We start from the raw sequence: 20,837 nt of genomic DNA on the forward strand, positions 1-20,837 counted from the left end.
ATCAAACACGGGACGCTTCGCCGCGCTGGTCTGGAAGCGGTAACGATAGTCGCTGGACAACAGCTCTCCATTAATTGATGCGATCGACCCCTTAGCCTGAACCTGGTACTCTCTGCCAGCCTCAAGGGACTGCTGAGGGAAAAATTGCACCAGACTGCCAATATGATTGGTCTCTTTACGCCATTCACCGGCAATAGGTGTTCCCATAAAGCTTAGCTGCAACAGATTTTGTCCATGATCAATAAACTGCTGATGATCTATCAATTTGTTGAATTGGAGTTCCACTAATTCATCTAAGGCTAGCACAGCATTCGATTGGGGATGTTGGTCAACAACACCAAAACCATTCAGTTCATACCCGAGAACAGCACCACCCAACTGAGCATAGCCGTTAGCTGAATCGACCGGACTCTGAGTGGCGTAGCCTCCGGCATTTCTCACAAATACAGTGCCGGAAAACACCATATTCTCTCCCAGAGAAATGGCGTTAATATCACCTGTGGCCGCATAAAATTGGTTGAGCTCGGGCTGCTTATTGAAGACACCTCTGAACCAAGCTCCGATGTCGAATATCTGCAGGTCCCCCGGTCCCGCAGCCACTGCCAGGTAGTTCCCCCGGTGCAACATTTGTCCTGCTGACAGATCACCATTTCGCAGTAGGTAAGCCAGTTTCAAGGATCCCAGATGATCGCCGGAGTCTTTATCAAATGCCTCGACAGTTGCTCTGCTACCAGTGCTGATCATCAGCAGATTTTGCGCCAGCAATATTTTGTTACCACCAATACGCTCAGCACCCTTCATTAGCGGGATTTCAGCAACTTGCTCAAACCCACCACTAAGCAAATTGATGGCGATTGCACGACTCTTTTGAGATTGCAACAGCCATAGACGATCGCCATCAAGCGCCATATCAGCCACCCAGGAGCCAAGAACCTTGGTTGTGAGCTTGGTGAGGTTTCTTAGTGAGGCATCCTCCAACTTGAAGATCTGTAGTCCGCCCAGACCACCGACATAAAGCAGGTCTCTCTCACCTTTGAGCACTTTAATCTGAGAGTCGAGCACATATTCTCTGACAAACTCAGGTTCTGCCGGACGAGTCAAATCGAACTGAACTAATTGGTTACCACCGCCGATGAACAGCTGGTTGCCAATCTTGACCATGGAGCCAAAACCAGTGGGCGTGATCTGAGTTTGGAAGTGGAATGGGCGCTCGACCCCGGCCAGTGTCTTATTGATGACCCGTGGGGCAACCGGATCACTGATATCCAATACCGACAGCTGCGCCATCTTAGTGGTCATTACTTTTAGCAGCTTGCCATCAGCATTGCTGAGGACATACTGGCCACCAGTAATCGCGTAGGCGAGACTATCATTCACCAAAATGCCACTGACAGGATTCTCCCCATCAGGATCCAGATCAGCCAGCCCCATCTCTGAGCCAGTGTAGAAATAATCCTCACTGGCAATGGCCTGCTCATCGGGGAATTGAGGATTTACCGCGGCAATGGATGCATACCCGAAAGCACCGGCTGGCATCATTACTTCAGCCCGATAGGCCGAGAGGACCTTAATATGATTGACTGGCTTGCCGCCCACACGCACCTGTGTTGCTGGTGTAAAGCCGAAGCCTCGAAGCTGAACTTTATTGCCACCCTGAGGTGGTCCGGTCTTGGGATGTATATCTTGCAGATCCAGCTTGGGCATCACTATCAAGGCACCGTTGAGGCGTTCCGACAAGCCAGTTCGTGCAATTTCCAACGACAGAGCTGCCACCGGCGAAGACGGGTATATCTTGGGTAGCCTGAAGCGAATCTCATTCGATTTCAGTTCAACAATGGAGTCGGCAGCAATTGCCACTCCCGACACAGCAATACCAAGCTGCGCCGCATCATCACCAAAACCTTTACCCAACACCTGCACAATTTCTGTGCCATCAGCATGGAAGTAATGACCTTTGGCCTGCCCCTGCGGATCCAAGCGATTCACTGCAGCTATCACAGGACGTACACCGCGGTTAACTGTGTATTGCCATCTCTGCTCTTGCCCCAAAGACTGGCCATTCAGATTGCGCAGACCTTGCTTCAGTGTCAATGTCAGAGACTCGCCATCCGAGAGTACTGTGAGGTCAGGCAGTATTTCGATTATGCCACCTTCGAGGGTATTGATGGCTGTAACCTCTGCAGCCACATCACCAGCTGCGTTTTGCAGGGACAGATTTTCTTTTACGTGCTCAACATCTGTATTCAGCAAAGCGTCAAACTCAAGCTTGATTGACTCGCCACTGGCAATCACCGACTCATCCACCGGAGATATTGATACCAGCGAGATACCGTTATTAACCAGTTGTACTAGGCCATCAGGGGTAGACAGGTAAGACATACCGCCGAGATTAACCAGACTTCCACCACCACTTAGATCTTCCCAATAGCTAGTCAGGAATACACCCGATGCAGACTCAGTCATTCTAATCAGCTGATCTTTTGTAGTTATAGTAACCCCGTTAGAGTTCACCGACAGCCCCAGCTTGCCTCCTTCGTAGCGCAGACGTTCAACGGCAGACACCTTATATGAAGGCGAATCACCAAAGCTTGAGAAGACCGCAAGATAGAGCTGTTCATCACGGCTAAAGACCACATGTAATTTACCTTGGAACCACTTAATTTGCAGTGGTTCACCCGCCAATTCTCCCTGACCGAAGATCAGGTTGGAATATCCAACTGGGGTGGCAAACTCATGGCTATCGGTACTGATAAAGCGAATGAAACCATCACTAAAACCACTGCCAGCTGCCAGCGCTATGATGCCGGTGTCAGGGCGAATATCGATACTGTTGGCTCGGTAGCCATTCAGAGGTTGCTCCATCACGACATAGGGGCGTGACAGATCATGTACGTCCACAACAACAAGCCCCTGTGAAGCTACGCTCAGGAATGCCAATGCACCATCGGTGACTATGCCGGTAACACTGTCCGCAAGTGGCAGCTGAGCGCGTCTGATCGGTTGCTGCGCCAAGGAAACATCATAAACTTCCAAGCCAAATGGCATCAGATATGGCTGTTTAAGGGTCGGCTCGGCACCCAGCTCAATCCCAACCAACAAGTGATTATCCAAAGAGGCCACAGCCCCTATAGTCATAGGAGGGTAATTGGGTAAATCTATTGATGCTCCGCGAGCCATTCGATAAGAGAATTTGCCCAGAAGCTGCCGTTGCCCCTGATGCTCCAACATGATATCGACCACCTGAGGTTGCAATACTGCTGGCATCACCATAGAGAAACGGAACTGGGTAATAACGTCGTCATCGAGATCAACCAAGAAACTGCCATTGTCAGCAGTTTCGGTTCGGAACTCTTTACCAGTAGCATCGACGATTATGGCCTTGGAACCGGGCAAGAACACCGGTTTATCCGAAATAACTTCAAGCCTGTATCCACCCGACATAGGGCCAGACTGCTTGTCAAAGCGGATGCTGGCATCCTGCCAGGCATCAGCAATAACCAAGCCGCCAAGAAGCGCATCTTTGCCCCTGATATTCTCGGTGCGGATCGAATGCAGCCCGGATTGAATAGGGAGAAGGTCGAGGGCGGCACCAGAGATGACCAATGCGTCGTCTTCGAATAGTGCTGGCACTTCAAAGCTATCGATAAACACCTGACTATCTGCAGTCAACTGCGTACCGTGGACGCGGATTCGCTCATCCTGTCCGATACGGTGGTAACCATTTTCCACCCAGAGAAGATCCGGCAGCATCCCCCTGTCAGTCGAAGTGAAACGACGAACAAATGGCGCAAACATCCCTTCACCTCTGGTTGAAGTCAGCTCATTGATGCTGAGTTCATACACATGACCCGCACGGCGCGAAAATATGATATCTACGGTATCACTGGCAGCTTCTGTTGCTTCAATAGTGATGGAGACATCTTCTCCCGTGGACAGATCTTTCAGCTTGGCTTGCTGAGAACCAAGCAGATCGGCGACAACAATGGCCTCGTTGAATGTCAGAGTCAGGGGTGCCGTTTCATCCAGCGTACCCCATGGAGCAACGCTGCTGTCAGTGACCAAAACACCGGGTAAATTCAAGAAACCTATGCCTTCCCCCCCCTTGGCAATCACTAGCTTATCTTTGAAATAATCCATGCCAAATACTGATTGCATGGTACCCGCAGAGATAAGCTTTGGCGCCTCGATACTACTGATGTCATATATTGCAATACCGCCATTGGCTTGAGAAACGAACAGGGTCGAGCCATAGATATTCAGCTTCACAGCCCGGGCATGCGACGATTGAATACTGCCATCAACCTTCAGCCAGATGGGCTCGATTTCCGCTTCCGGCTTCATCAGGGCAACACCAGCATCCCCCATCGCGAGCACTAACCAGTCACCATACTGCAGGTGGTCGTACAAGTTCCCCGCCAACCTTAACTCACGGTGCTGCAAAGGGTCATAAAGATTATCGAGATACAGACTGCTTTCACCTTCCAGAGTGCCCCCTGTGGTGTATATGTCTTGGAATGGGCAACTCCCATCCGGCGCCCAGACCCTCCCCTCAGCATTACCGCCATGGAGCAGCAAGCCATCATGGCCGATCGACAAGCTGAGGGTACCGGCCTTATCCAAACTCTGGGGGACAGCAAATTGCACTGGATCGGAAGGCTCTCCTAGATGCAGATAGGACAATCTCGTGTTTTCAAGGCCGCTATCAACACTGCTACAGGGAGAAATATTACTCTCAGGCAATTTGACATTGCTGCTGGCCGCAACCGCCAGATAGTCTGCACCGGCTACTGCCAAGGTCACGTCTCCACCGGTGACTTTGGTCAAGGTTTCTCTGGCGATGAATGGGAAACTTGCAGTATCGTTCAGCTCAAGAACATCTACACCACCGGAGCCTGTCGCTGTGAGTACCACAGAACGGGCCGCAGACTCGCCGCTTGCTGGCAGCTTAACAACCGCCATATTATTACTGTCGAGGCTGTAACCTCTTGGCTTAGGTTGGTGCAACTCTAGGAAACGCTTATCTTCCTCGGTCAAACTGCCACCGAAGATATCCTTCGCAAGAATTTGCGCGACAGCAATCGCCTCTAACAGATTTTCCATCGCCTTTTCAGACTCATCAATCGCAGAGCGAACTCCCGCTAAAACTGGACGATTGGCTTCGTTCACATCCAGCTTAAGAGCAAGACTGCGGTCAGATATGGGAGCACCTAACAACGTACGGAGCGAGGTGGACGAATTCTTATGCGGCCCTGTGTTGGCAATGGCTACACCAGTATCCCTGAACACCTGAATTTCAGTGGGAGCAGTATCGACCGCCGAACCAGTACCACGCTGTACCAATCCATAACCCAAAGCATTTTCAGTAATAAAGGCAGTACCGTTACGATCGAGAATTTTTACCGCCTTGAGACCACTGCTATTGGGAGGTGCGATGAACTTGAGTCGGGTTGATGACAACACTCTCACCTTGGGTGAAATAGCATTCCCCACCCAAACCTGAGTACCGTCAGTGACGCTGGTGCCAGGCTCGAAACCTTTGCCCTGAATTTCAATCCACTCGCCTCCACGAGCATCAGTCCACTGTGGAATAATGTCATCGAACTCAATCGCAGCTTCTACCACAAAGCCGCCACGCAGCAGTGCTCGCTGACGCCCTTGGCCATAGCGAGCTTCAAGTTCTACGTCATACAAGCCGGGGTTAGTAAATACAGGGGAATCAAATTGTAGCAAAGTGGCTCCCTGTTGCTCGGAGCTGGCAGAAACTGTGATGCCAGTGACCAGCTCGCCCCCCATGAAAAGCTCGATGGAATCGAAACTGCCAAGCCCTGTTGCGGTCAACGTTATCGGCGCAGAGGAGCCGACTCTCAAGGTATTGGGGACGAGATTGTGCAACTTGATGTCAGTGACCGGATAAGGCACATAAACCAAGTCAAATTCGTACTCATTTCTGGTTTCATAAAGCGTCTTGAATTGGCCATTGGCAAATGGCTTAACGCTCTTGATTCCTGAGGCCAGACGGAGTGAATAGTTATGCTCAGCCGTCAGATTTACAGAAGCAGCTCGCAGATTCAGGTCATTGTTTTCCAGAGAAATACTGGCAGGAATCAAGTTTCCAGTTCGAGTGCGCAACTGCATCTTCTGAGTATTCTTATCCCAAAGGTCAATTGCCTTGTTAAAGCTAGCCTTAACCAGCACATTACCGTCATTGGCTGGCGTCATGATGCCATTTGTCGGCTGCAATCGTATGAGCTTCAGGGCTGTATCATTAAAGCTGGATACGGTTCCTTTACCGTTCGCAAAGGAAGTTGCAAAAACAGAATAATTGCTGACTAAAAGTAATTCGGCATTAGCATTCACCGGAATACTGGCGCCGAGATATTCTGGCGTTTGCGGTTTGGAAATATCAAATGCAGCGATGCCCTTTTCGCCAAGTGCCAAATACAAAATATTACCACTGACAGCTACATCAAAAACATGACCTTGATTATCTATGCGCCCAACAACTTTTGGCTGTTGTGGCACAGAGATATCGACTATAACCGCCCCCAAGTCTCCAGAAGCCAGATAAGCATATTGCCCAGAGGAAACAACATGAGACGCTGGAAGATTCAGGCTTCCTATCGTCTTGATCCCAGTGCGGGCATTGTTATCGACAACATAAAAACCACCGGAACCAGGCTCACTGGAACTAAGGGTGTTGATGTTGAAGTCAAACTTGCCAGTTACGACGAGCCATAACCCCTGCCTATCATTAGTTTCCACAGGAGCCAGATCCAACGCAGTTTGAGCGTTGAGCATGGGCTCAGAATCTGTCAAGTAAAGTTTGTTGTGGAGTCTGCCATTGACCATGCCAAGACCCGCTTGTGCCATGGCTGTTGCGGCAAGCTGATTTTTGACCACGATCCCTTTAGCGAAGTCTGAACCCAGCGGCAAGGCATCAACCAGAATATAATCACTGATATCGAAACTATTGATAGCCAATACAAAAAGCATTGCTGAGCCAGTTTCAGGCTTCAACGTCTTAGCATCCAATTTAGCAGCTGTTACAAACAGTCGGTCATTGGACTGTTCAAAGTATGCATCGATCCCCAGAGCACAATAATCGTCAGGCAATGTGTAGAGGCCCTTGGTATCGCTTTCTCCAGCTTGGGCTGCACTCAGATCTTTTAGCCAAACGCCCGCGCAACCAGCAGCAACAAACAAATAATTACCTGAAGGATCCAGCACGGCATCCAGTGCACGCCCGTCAAAATCGCTGCTGAAGTTTTGTGGGTTCTGATATTCGTAGCCGTTCGCCAACAAGGCAGTGCGACCATCGGTATAAGACACACTGACATCGACCTTACCTAGGCGTCCCTGTGGAGTCTTTATCTGAAGATGTTGACTATCCAACACCTTAAGTTCTGTTGCTTCAATCCCATCGAACAGTACTTGCAAACGCTCAATTCCAGGTTCAAAACCATTCCCAGTAATGACAACCTTGCTACCTCCAGCTGCGGAGCCAAATGCTGGAGCAACCGAAGCAAGCGTCAGTGGAGCGACATAATTAACCGCACCCAACATCATGGCGCGTTGATCGTGGTGGTCGATGACCTCAAGCCCTGCCGTACCAGGATCATTCCCCGGCAGCTGAATACGGAATACTTTGCCGGCATCTTCTGTTGCCGCTACAGCAGCGGCCTTACCGGCTACGTAGAAAGAAGGCGAACTTGCTGGAGCCGACAAGCGAACCACGACTTCCCCACCATCAACCGAAACTGTATGCGGAGAAACAGATTCAATGCTGAAGGGCTGAGTAACTGACTCAGCAGTAGTGAACTCATAGCCAAAGTTTACCAAGCCCTCAGTCCTGTAACTCAGAGGCTCTGAACTCAACGCCACCCGATAACCAGTTTTTGGCTTGAGAGAGGTTCTTGGCCTGATTTCCAGAGTCGGCTGGTGGCCCGGGACCCATTGATAGTCGACTTCCACCGAGCTACCGGATTCCGAACCATCCTTTTCCAACAGACGCGCATAACGAGAGAAAAACTCCTGTTCCTTGCCTTGTTCAAACACGGGAGTATCGGTGAAGCGGATGGAAACCGCTGCTTCGATGGACACACCAGCGCTGTTAGGAACAGGCGACAATGACTGAATATCTAACGTATGCAGATCGACAATTTGCAACTGGTTGAAACGTAGGTCTTCTTTAGCCACAGCAAATGCCAACAAACCATCCTGCGTCGCTGCCAATTGAGAAACTCCGCACCCCTTGTCACACAACGACAAGGCATCGTGGATCCTGATGTCATTGTCATCCTGACCATCATAAATCACCAGGCTGGAGCTATACTCCCAAGGCCAGTCCTTTCCCAGTCGCTCTTCCATGAGGGAGGCTGGCAAGGTCAAAGAACCGCCAAACTCCTTCACGCCACCTTTAAGCTGGAAACCATATTCCTTATATTTACGTCTCTCGACGAATCGCTGGCCGCTTCCACGTCGCCACTCTTTCAGATAGGGATTGGCCGTGACTAGGTTAGATGACAATTCATTAGCATTAAAATAAGCCAGCAAAGACTGACGGCTAAGCTGAGGCACACCTGGAGTCGCAAGATCGAAGGTCACTAAATAGACTTCGTCACCTTGCTTGGTCGTCAGTAATAACTCATCTCCAAGAATTTCGACGGCCTGAATATTGAGTGGTGATCTCGTGTCTGAAACGTTAAATCCTGTAATGGTTTTACTAACAAAGGGGGTCGTAGGTGAGGAAATATCGAGAATAACCACTTTGTTTCTGGTAGCCGCGACAAGCAGTTGGTCCTTCACCAAAAGGTATTCGGCAGCTTCCGTCAGTGGCACGGCAACAGACGCAGTAATGGCACGATTAACCTGATCTTCTTCACTGGGCAGCGACATCACTCTATCCATGACCAGCAGCCATGACTCACCTTCGTAAGGAAGCGAAATATAGGGGAAGTCAGGCGCCGCTGCTGACACATACAGGTGGTTGGTGGCAAGAGTCATTTGGCGCGGGATCAACTGTTGGGGTAAGTCATAGTATCCCAGCCCATGCATGGGAGCAGCGTCTGCCACGGCTTTTCGATCGTAGTGCACTATCGACAGCCAGCCCGGAGCATAGTACTTGTTCACATAGTCATTTTCGGTGATTTGGTTTGACCCCAACACATCTCTGGCATTCACACCCCTACCGAGAACATAGAAAAGTCCGAGAGCTTCATCGACATCTACGGCAGCGATGCTACCGGGGGGCAGAGATAGGGGTTCAATGAAATCTGGCGCTACTTCCAATGCGTATTTAGACAGGGGGACTGCTACTTCCAGGGTTCTGTCCACGACCAAACCACCATAGAACAAAGCTCTTGGAAGTAAGGCCTTGCGCCCTCTATCATCGGTTACTTCTATGTCAATAAATCCTCTGTAAGCTTCACCAAAATCGGGAACGCGCCAAGCGAGACGCTCAGCACTATACAGCGATAGCTCACCAGTCTTAACCGATTGATAAACGGGCTCACCCTTACCATCAACACGGGCCGCCTTAAGGCTAACTGATGGAGAAAAACCATGACCAGTAAGTGTAACAACCTGATTGGCACCTTGCTGCCGTACGTTTACGAAGGCAGGCGAAGCGTGAGAAAGCCGCAATTGATCAACGTACACGAAAGCACCGGGTACAGTGAGGGTATGACCACCGGGATTCGTCATACTTAATGCTGCCGGTCCGGCATAATTAGGTGGGGTGGTGGCGGTAATTAAGCTGATCTCGGGGTCTGTGTCGCTCACCGAAAGCTGTTCAACCGTTAATGGCAAACCACCCAAGGTTAATTCGATACCGTTACTGAATCCCTTACCTGTAATGTGTATCTGGGTACCACCTGCGATATCACCAAAGGAAGGCTGAAGTGATAATAGCTCTGGACGCTGTCCGGAAATGTTATCTATGGTCTTGAATCCAAAAAGGTAATCAGCAGATAGTGCATATCCGGTTAACGGTCTTAGTCCGTTTTTGACGATAACGAAATATTGGGTACTCGCCTGCAGCTGCCAACCCTCTTTTAACGATGCCTGCACGCTGCGACGTGAGGACGGTTCCTCTCCAGCGGTTACGAATCGCCAATCGAAGCGTTCACTGACATCTTTGCCGATTTGTGGATGATCTTGGCGGATAACAAAGTAACTTTGCCAATTTTCATCACCCAACAGAGGCACAGAGAAATGGATCTGGATATCCGGAGCCGCGGTGTCGACCTGAACCATATCCCGCGAAGGTGAATGGCTAACAACGGTCAGATTCTGGAAGTCCAATTCCTGGATCCCACCTTTCCCCGATGCCAGTTGTACTCGTCCCATGGCAGGCACTATATCTGTGACCAGAAAATCATTTTCCAGCACTGGACGATGCGAAATAACCGGGCGGGTACGATCTTCATCTGCCAGTTCGATAACCTCTACCAGGCCCTCTTTTATACGACCTTCCTGATCGAGTGAGTAAGTACTGACATATGCCTTGCCACCAATGACAGAAACATCAAAGGCGCCTGCGCTCGCGTAGTCGTCCCTGCGGGAAGGCAACAGATAGGTCCGCTCAAGTTTGGGATTTACCGCGTCAGTGACATCAACCGCATGCAGAGCGCCGGCTCCCTGCCAAAGCCCCATATCAGTCACATACAAGGTATTACCGACCAGCTCCAGTTGATTGGCAATGCCTGCCGTATCCAAGGTGGCAATGATCGGCATATCCGGCCGGGAAATATCAGCGACAGCGACACCTTCGTAGGATGCCGCGATAAAGGCATATTGCCCTAGAACAGCGACATCTCTAACTTCACCGCTGGGCTTAATCACACCAATATGATAAGGCGCACTCAGATCATGAATATCGATAACCTGAACTCCACCAGCACCGTTGGCTGCAAATATCAGGTCTCCCACTTGTTTAATTCCATGCATCTGGTTGTATGGCATCTCAATCGAACCAGCCAGCAGATAAGGAATACCAAATTGTTCATCTTCATTGCGTTTGTTGAAAATAAGAATCTCTGGCGCAGTATTGTTGTAGACCTTACCTGTCTCAGGGAATTGTTCGATTTCCGATTTCAGCAAGCTTACAAACGGACTAACCTCGGAGCAGCTAGTACAGTTTTCACCCGCTTTAGCGGCAATGACCAGATTGTCAGATGCGTGAAGGTCGGTAATAGTGCCGCGGAATATTTCGGCAGCCCCATTCATCAAACTGGAATAGAGCCAACGTTTGCCATCTTCCGTTGGTTGCTGCACATCGAAGAAATCAGCAAGGAACAGACCAGTATGAGCCTGAAGTTCTTCTTGCTTAGGATCCGAGAGCGACTCAGGGAACGAACCGGGCAGGTTGCCCTGTAACGCTTGATAAGGCTGGGTAGACCAAGATGCGGCCAAGCTCTGCAGTTTATTGTCAGCACTGTATTGAGCTAATTGGCCGTAGTAGACCTGCTGACTTAATGACACTGCGTCACTGTTTCTCTCCCTGTCTGCTGGCAACCAGAATTTCTGTTCGCCCACGGGGATTGACACTACATGGGTAGTGGTTGAATCAGCAGTGTGAGCAGAAGTGACCACCCGGCTCTCAATCCTCACCCTTTCTTTACGGTTGTTCTGGCTTTGCAGGATCTCGCCGCTGCTGAATTGTGTCCAATACAGATAGGTGTGTTGCTTTGAGTCGCCCGGTCTGAGCCCCACTGCCAAAGCAGCCGCATCGTTGTGTAATAACTCCCGTTCTTGCACGCTGAGTAGCTGCCACTCACCCTGGTCATTCAAAAACTCTCTGTTCCAAGTCTGGAATACCTTACGTTGTTTTGGTGAGCCTATGTCTCTGAGCAACACGGTACCCATAACCGTCTTGCCACCTTCGAGAATGTCGCCATTCTCCGGAGTCGCTCCACGGATTTCAGGTGCAAGGGTATCGGCTACCACACCAACTCTGACAAGATCCGATACGCCAAGCTGATTGAGTTTGTCGTAAGCAACTACCTGAAGAACCAAGCCTGTGGCATCTTTAGGAGGCAGCACACTTGTCCGGAACCAATTGTTGATTCCTGATGCACCATCTTCATCATAAGGAGCAGTAACCGTTGCTACGATTTGATCGTTGATCAGGAAAACGACCCGAGCGATCCCCTCAGGCCCAAGGTCATCCGTCACTTCTGCAATAATCTCAAGCGGTTCACCCGAAACGATTGCGCTCTCACTTCCAAAAGGTTTGATTATGCTGGCAAGAGGCGCCTTATCAGCCGTAATCTTATAGATGACTGCTGTTGAAAGTTCGGAGGTAAAGCCGTCAACATCAGTTGCAATAGCTCTGTATGCTAAGTGGTCGCCAACCTTGAGACCTCTGGTATCTTGATTGAAGCTAAATGGCGCAACGCCATCGACACCAACCTCTAAATAATCGTTATCGGACTGAGGATTAACAGCCCTGAATAACTTGATGCTATCAATGCCTTTTTCGAGATCGGATGCCTGAACATCGACAACAATTTCACGGCCCAGAGTAATTTCATTACCCGACAGTCTCTCGCCACGATTGTCAAGTACACCAATGCTTTCAACGACGGGGGCTGAATTCTTGCGCAACGTGACTGGGACACTGGTTTCGGCCTGATTTCCTGCACCGTCAATCGCAATCACGTGCATCTGCATGGCCATTTGGGCCTGTTTAGTAGCTTGCCCTTGATAATCCGCGAGCGCTCTTAACTGCAACGAGCCTGAATATGGAGGTGTTAACAGATACTGCTGAGCAACAGCTTCATTTGCATCCAAATGTCCGGACGAATCCTTGTCCGCAAACAAAGTCAGTTTAAGGCTGCTTATCTCCACATTATCAGTCGCATCTATGGAGTAACTCAGGATACCCTTTTCGGAGTAATACGCCCCAGCTATTGGAGAATTCACACTTAGAACTGGTACCGTTGTATCTTCATTAACGCGTACGGTCACAGGAGCAGAAAGAACCGTTTTACCATCACCTGAATATCTCGACTCAGTCGCTGCGGCAGTTAATTCAATATTCTGCCCTTTCTGACCATAAGGGACTTTAATGAAAAACTCAAAGGGGTAACTGGCATCGATTAAATTCAGATTTCCACTAACCAAACCTTTGACAGTTAAACTGATATTTTCAATGCCAATATCATCAGTAGCGTTCACCTGAACCAAAAGATGTTGTCCCTCAAGCACTTGGCTGTCACGAGCAGGATGACCAATGGCAACCACTGGAGGTTCGTCAGACTTGACTCTTAGAGTCAGCGTTTCAGAGGCAAGGTGTCTATCTGGATCGGAATAAGTCGCACCGTAGCTATCCAGGGCTTCGGCGATGAAAACCACATCCGAACCGGCCACAACACTGCTGGGAAGATCGAAACTGAAGCTATAAGGGCCGGTACGTCTGCGTTGTTGAAAGATCTCCTTACCTTGGCTTAGAACCCTCAGTAAAACATTATCAATACCCACATCATCATAAGCGTGTATAAGTACTGAGATTCTGCCTCCTTCTACGAGCAGGTCATTGATGGCGGGCCTTACAATGTCAATAACAGGACGTTCGTCAACTCTAATGGCATATGAGCGTTCAAGGGTATAGTCATTGCCAGCATGATCATAAGCAACCAGCTTCACCCAGGCATCAAACTTAGTATTGGGCTCTAACGCTGCAAGATTAAAACGCTCCAACAGGGATGCCATGGTTGGAATTGCAATTGCCCGGGTGTAAACCGGGGTGTCTATGTTATTGGTGGTTGCGGTAACAAAGTCTTCAGTTGGAATAGAGTCAACATGTGCAACAGCAAGACCATAGTCAAGTTTGCTGTACCCATTTGTAGTCTGCATGCCAAAACCACTGAACACCTTTATTCCAGCGACTTTAACATTATCAAAAGCACGGAATTGCAAGTCAACAGTGCTAGCTTCGGTGACAAAGAGTGACTCGCTGGGACTCAGTAGCGCCAGTGCAGGCTTAATCTTGTCTCCTATGGTTTGCATCAGGACAACATCAGAAGCAACTAATCCTTCATCATCCCGATACTGAGCCTCAACGCTAATGGATTTACCTTCTTTGATAAAGTCAGCTGGCAGCTTCAGCGCAAACTCATAAGCTTTTACATAAGGACTGTTTGCCCTGGCAAAGGCCTCAGCAGTTTCTCTGCCATAAATACGTTCATACTGGTCGTATATTTCGTCTAATTTATCCAGTTCAGTTGCCGCCAACGTTGTGGGAGATGCGTTGAAAACACCGACTTCGACCCCATCAACCAACACTTTCAGATTATTGAAAGTCAGTGACCTGTCATCAGCAAGAACCAGCCGACCGTTTAGGTTAAAAGAGCCGGCGACAATGGACTGCCCTTCTGTAGGCGATACAACACGCACTTCCGGCGACACATTTGCCAATGGGTGGATAAAGAATTGATGGCTCGCCGTATTCCCAAGATTATCGGTCAGTACTAACTCGAACTCTTCAGTCCCTCCACCTTGAGGGCGATAACCAACCTGCTGCTTCTTAAAGAGTACGGGCATGGTGCCACAGGCCACACTATAGTCCTGTGCCCATACCGAGCTGCGACTGCCATCAGCATTGAGCTTGAACAGCTGTGCACCTGCAAGGCCGGTGTCATCGGTAAAAGTGTAATTAAAACGGAACTCATCCCCTCGTCTTAACCAAAACTCACCATATGCGAGTCTGGCGGGGTCCTCGATGGTTCGGTGAGAAACAAACGAATCAATGGATAATTTAGGAGCGTCATTATTGACGATGGGCAACACCTTGGTGATCTGCGAGATCAACCCAGAGTTATCCTCTATCTGAGCACGAAGATACATCTCCTGCCCTACAGGTAAATCGTTCGGCAACGCCACAAGAAGTGATTTAGCAGGTTGGAACAACTCACCACCATGATCAGAGACTTTCCTGTCATTGAGATAGATTGACATCTGCCGATAGGTAAGAGAATTGTCTGCCACCGGAGCCAATACTTGCAGAACCTGTCCCGGCGCCACTTGAGCAACATCTGTTGGCGAAGTCAGGGTAACTTCAGGCTCTTCGGTGTCCGCTGACAACACCAGTCGCTTACTCGGCAATATTGCAATTTTTTGTTCGGCCTTCAGACGTCTGTCGGCAGCAAAGGCATAAACACTCAACTCGAGCTGCTCTTTAAATGCTGGCAATATCCCCAAGGTGTTGGAGCGATAACTTACGCTGCCCGTGCCCGAACTCTGCTGATAATCATTCAACTGCAGCCACGAACGCCCCGCGGGGCTTGAGTCATCTCGTAAAGTGACCGATACACGAAGACTGACCGGAGCAAGCGGGTACAATTGCCCATCAAAGGCGACCGAGTTCAACCGACTTTGGTTTGCCATATCCAGTCTGATTTCTTCGATGAACGGATGCGGCTCACCTGTTAGCAATTCAGGATAAATCAATGCGTAAGCGGCATCCGAAGGAACCACATCACTCAGATTAATTGTATTTGATTCAATGAGTTTAGATTGCCAAATTTCAGGACATTGACTTGAAGACAAGTACTTTACGTTAAACCTGACCGCTTGCTCTCCAGTAACTTTCATTTTGGAGTTCAAAGTAATACGCGTTTTGGCTATTTGCACCTTACCATCAACAATGGAAAGTACATCTCGCTCATCGAACGTTAATAGCCATGGTGCGCTTGCCTCCGGATAATCAAATTCAACCATAGGCTGTTCGTTGTCTTTTTTCCGAACCAAACTAAAGTTTCGTTGTTCATCAAACGTGGTAACAAACTCACCGGAAAACACAGGCTCGTCCGCACTTGCATAATCATCTTCTATAAGGGTTTCAAAATAAAACACGCCCCCTTTTATGGGGACAATGGGACTTAGCTGTTGCAGATGGTTCGTAGCTGGAGCATCTTTTAGGACTTTTAAAGGTCTGAACATCCTCACGCTGTTTGCGTTGTGATCCCATGCCTCAACCCAAATACCAAATGAATCTGTGTAATGTTCTGCCGCCAATATGTCAAACTCAAGGGCCGCAGCAGCAGACGAATTGAGCAATACTCTGGACTCTCTTAAGTTGTCAGCACTAGCGAGCGGTTCTGATTCTTGTCCAGTTAAATAGACTTTATAGCCTTTAACGGCAACGTTGTCTCGAATCTCGAGAGAAATGGAAAGCTTTTGATTCTCAACGACTTCCTCTTTTGGAGAGTTAAAGTTAACAACAGGTTTTACCTTATCTGCCAAGGCTGTGAATGACAATGGCAGGCTCTGAGTTTCATTGACCCCATTATCTGTCGCTAACAGGACCAGTTGGTAATGCTGATTCTCTTTGCCCCAAATAGACTCCGGAAGTTGCAGCGAACCTTCAAACTCAGCTTTAACAAACTCTTTGACGACTGTAGTACCTATGGAATCTGGATTAGGTACGCGTATTTTTTCAAATGACTCACGTTTGGCTAACGACTGCCAATCCAGATCCAACCTATTACCATCTTTATCTAACACAAATGCTTTAAGCCCTGCGATAAACAAATCGTCGGTGACTACAGCCTTAACGTCGATGCCTTCACCGGGAAGTACGGCCAAACCATTTTCAGGCGCTGAAACCGTCAATAATGGTGGGGTTGAATCGTCCAATACGCCTAAAGGAATGATTGTTGTGCCCACCCCTCCATGGATATCTATAGCTTCAACCTGCAGCAAAAGCTCACTGCCTGAACTGATGTTAGGCATCACCATGGCAAGAGAGTAAAGCTGCCCGTTCTCCAGACCTTCAAGCACGCGTTCTGACTTCACCATGTGATTGTCCACAATCTTAAATCGCACAACCTGAATAGCGTCAGCGTCTGTGACTACTGCAGATGCTGTAAACCTCTCACCTTCATATTTTTTGGTACCAGCAGCAGGCTCAACGATATCTACTCGAGGAGGCTGATTTGCTCCCACTGTGAACTCAGCACGTTGCTCAGCCTTATTGCCAAAAACGTCCTCAGCAACCAATACAATCTGCAGTTTATCAACCTTGTTGACCTTATACTTAACGCTATGGGTCAACTTATTGGCTAAAGGCTTGGTAGCAGAGTAGACTTTATCGCCATTAACCCGAAGCTCTACAGAACCGAGTGCTGACGAATCCGCAACAGCAACCGAAATAGGGAACTCAATTCCCTCTAGCAGAATACTTGACGTTACAGGCTGGAGTATCTCAATAATAGGTTTGTCTTTGTCGGCTTTAACTTTTAGCACCCGAGCCAACACATCTGATTGCTGCCCCTGCGAATCGACCGCCAAGATAGTAAAAGAAAGATCCTGAGTTTCATTGGTTAAGGAAAGCTCAGACAAAGGCAACTCAAATTGAAAACTGGTTCGCTTTGCAACGTTCAATCCATTATCAGAATTTATTTTTTTCTGGATTGAGCGACCGTTCGCCGTAGACAAGTTCACTCGAATCTCTTTTACCGCCACATCATCTTCTGCATAGACGTTAAGTGTAAGAGTATCTAAAACGTGTACTTCTGCGCGGATTTCATCAATTTTAAGTGTCGGTACCAAGTCTTGCACAATAGCGAGCATTATCTGAGCAGATGTCGTATTCCCAGCTTTATCCTTAATATTAGCCGTCAGTTGATACTGGTTATTGGCATTCTGTCCTGCATATGCAGGTAAGCTAGCCAAAAAAGCCAAAGAAAACGCATTACCCGTCCCAGGAACTTGCTGTAGCCTGACATCATCAGAGCTAACTGTATCGTTGGAGTTACCCGTTACAAAATAGCGACCAGCGACTTTTGATACTCCATGAATGACTGCAGAATCTACTCCAACATTATCGTAACCCGTCAATTTAACCATGGTGTCAGTACCCGAAACCAGCTCCGCTATTGCCTGCCCTGCGGCGGAAGCAGTTACTGTTGGCGATACGAACTGAACAACTGGAGCTTGGGAGTCCTTTGACAGGGTGACCCTAACTTGTTGGGATTTGGATTGCTGTTCGCCGATGTCTGACGCTACTGCATAAATAGTTAACGCTTGAGGCTCTGGAACAGACTCTGGAGGCGTATATAAGGCACTGTACGGTGGGGTGTTGTCTGTGCCAATTTTGATATCGTTCACATAAAAACTAACCGACTGTAAACCGGTATCATCCGTAGCAGACGCCAGCAGCTCAACAGGAACTCCAGCCGTTAAATTGCTACCCTCTATAGGAGAAGAAATGGCAACTGTTGGAGGCTGATCCCGAACAACAATAACTTCGACTGGCTCACTAAATACTTCTGCCCCGTGAAAATCTTTGGCGTGAATGATCAGCCGTTTTGTGCGCCCTAATTCGGATTCAGGCACATTAATTGGAATTTGCAAAGGATAAGGCGAGCTAACTAATTCATTGTTATATTGTTTATCTTTATCAAATATATGCTTGGTTGCCACTTCGATGTCATCAAGAGTAACTTTGACAGTAGTACCCTTGTATAAAGTATCATCAGCGACCGTAGCCAGCAGTTGCAGTTCTTGGCCTGCTACAACCTGAGTCCCCGTCGTGGGAGCCATAAAAGAAATGAGCGGGGCCTTGTTTTTCACGACACGCAAGCCAATACTTGGCAGGTCTTTAAACCTCTCATTTCGATAAACTCTGAATCCAAGCGCAATACTGTCTTCCGTTAATGAAGTATCAGGTGTGGTTAAGGTCGCCTCCCAAATCTCATAAAGATATTCCTCAAAACGCCCGGTTGCTGTGAGCTTAGGACGCTTTTCCACCACAGGCCGTCTAATGACCTCCTGCAAATGTCCATCAAGCAAATATTCAATTTTAGATATGCTTGGCAGTCGTATTTCGTGGGCGACGGCAATATGGCCAATTTCTCGGACAACTTTCACCTTGAAGGGAGAAGATGCAATCAACTTCTGGCCATTGACAGGCATTTCTACGATCAAACCAGTTAAATCAACTTCAACAGGTTTTTCAATTCTAATCTCACGATTGTCGATGTTCGAGACTTGGCCTGCAGTATCGATGGAATAAGCACCTACTTTGAGCGCTTGTCCATAATAGCTCTCAGGCACTGGCATGCTCATCTCAAAAGGCGATTGGGTTACTTCGCTTATTTTCTTTCCATCCAACAAGAATACCACTTTGCTAACACCCACATCATCTGATACCTGCGCACTAATTGTGACTTGCTCTCCAACACTTACCGAGCTAGGTGAAATTAATTTTGCAGTTGGATTGGCATCCTTGGCTGAAATTCGAAGCTCCCCCTTCACCTCAGGAGCTGTCGCTAAATTAGCCTTTAGCAAGAAACTTCTATCCGCTAGGGTGGCCTGTCTGGCAATAATTTCGTTATTCTTAAGCGCAAAAATGCCTTCTGAAGAAGGCTCTAAAGACAAGTCAATTTCAAATTGTTCAGAAATATCGATCACTGTACCGTCTTCGAAAACGGCTTGGATCGGAGGCAAAGGATAAAACTGATTAAGGGAACCTAGCTGTAAGCTGTTATCTGAGACGCCTTTAAATTGGAGGTGGCTTAAATGCTTATTGAAATTAATCTCCACTGGTATCGAGATGTCATTCAAACCAGCGTAAGAAGCAATAACCTCTGTGTTTTGCCCATTGGCAGCTGGCTCGGTATAAATGACACCACCGCTGCTGACATGGACTGCATCAGGCGATGCTGTTCGATACCTTACCCCGGTACCAGCACCAGCCATTAACGTCTCCCCTCGAAACTCAAACTGAACGACAGGTAAAAGTGCTACTGTATCAAAGGGGCTAGTCAGGACAATTTTCTCTGGTATTACAGACCAAGAAATAGCCTTCTCTTCAATAGAGCCTTGTAAAGTTTCAATACTGGATACTGTTTTCTGATTTCCCGAAGCATCTACAGCGATAGCATTCACCAACAAAAGTGTATCTCTTGATAAATCTGCGCTGGTGACTCCGGAATCAAGTTTCAAATTGAAGTTAAATACATCTTGAGAGTCCGTCGTTGGGAAATCGCGAATATAGCCGCCTGTAGAGGCCAAAGGAGATTTACGAACCTCATCAACAACCCCACCCACGCTTCTAAGTGCTGACGCTCTAAAGACCAACACATCTGCGGCTACATAGCTGATATCTGTGTCATCTGAAGCGGAAAACTCAACTGAAATATAGCGATGGCCATCAGACTCAGAAAGACTAACTGTATCAATTGAAATATGTGGCTGCAGTTGTTCCTGAACAAAAGTTTCAGAAAATTGTTGCTGGCTCCCATTTTGAAAAATAAGCGATAAAGAAGGGTTAAAGCGTTGTTCATTTTCCAAAGTTAAAGAAATTAGGCAACTATGATCATCATTGAAGGTAATTGGCAATAGCACTGCAGAAGACTGTCCTTGGCGTTCAGCACGCTCAACTTTAGTACAGTCTGAATAATAAAAAGCATAACTCTGGGTGTTTGATGCCCCTAGTTTAGAAATTGCTCTGAAGTCATAGGACTCAGTTGCGTAGCAGAGCGCTGTAATAGTGAAATATACCATTACAGAATAAAGTACTCTTAGCAAATCCATTGCTCCCTGATACTACTATTCCTTAGATAAAGGATGCTATTTTGTAAATATGTTTAAATACTGCAGCGGATGCTATTAAATGAATTGTTAATTGTCAAACAGTAACGTTAATAATTCTGTATCATTTCACTAAAATAGAATAAATATTTAGGTTTGATATATCTCGTTTGTAAAACAACCGCCTGTACCGCATAAGTACTCAGCCGTAGTTAATGATTAACTTTAGCCAAATCCAATAAGGGCAAATACAATCGTAGGTAAGGCCTTACTCAACCTCTGCAACATATTTCCACTCA

1 protein-coding gene (cut by a window edge) is annotated in these 20,837 nt (G+C 47.9%); it reads right to left on the reverse strand.

All coding sequences use genetic code 11. The features are described 5' to 3' along the window. Positions 1-20,541: the 5' portion of an Ig-like domain-containing protein gene (locus NE536_RS02190; RefSeq protein WP_261271658.1), read on the reverse strand. It extends 16,581 nt beyond the left edge of the window; 20,541 of the gene's 37,122 nt are visible here — the first part of the coding sequence; its start codon is at positions 20,539-20,541; the stop codon falls past the left edge of the window. Between the last annotated feature and the right edge of the window lie 296 nt (positions 20,542-20,837).

The sequence above is a fragment of the Shewanella septentrionalis genome (assembly GCF_025370265.1).
Lineage (GTDB): Bacteria > Pseudomonadota > Gammaproteobacteria > Enterobacterales > Shewanellaceae > Shewanella > Shewanella hafniensis.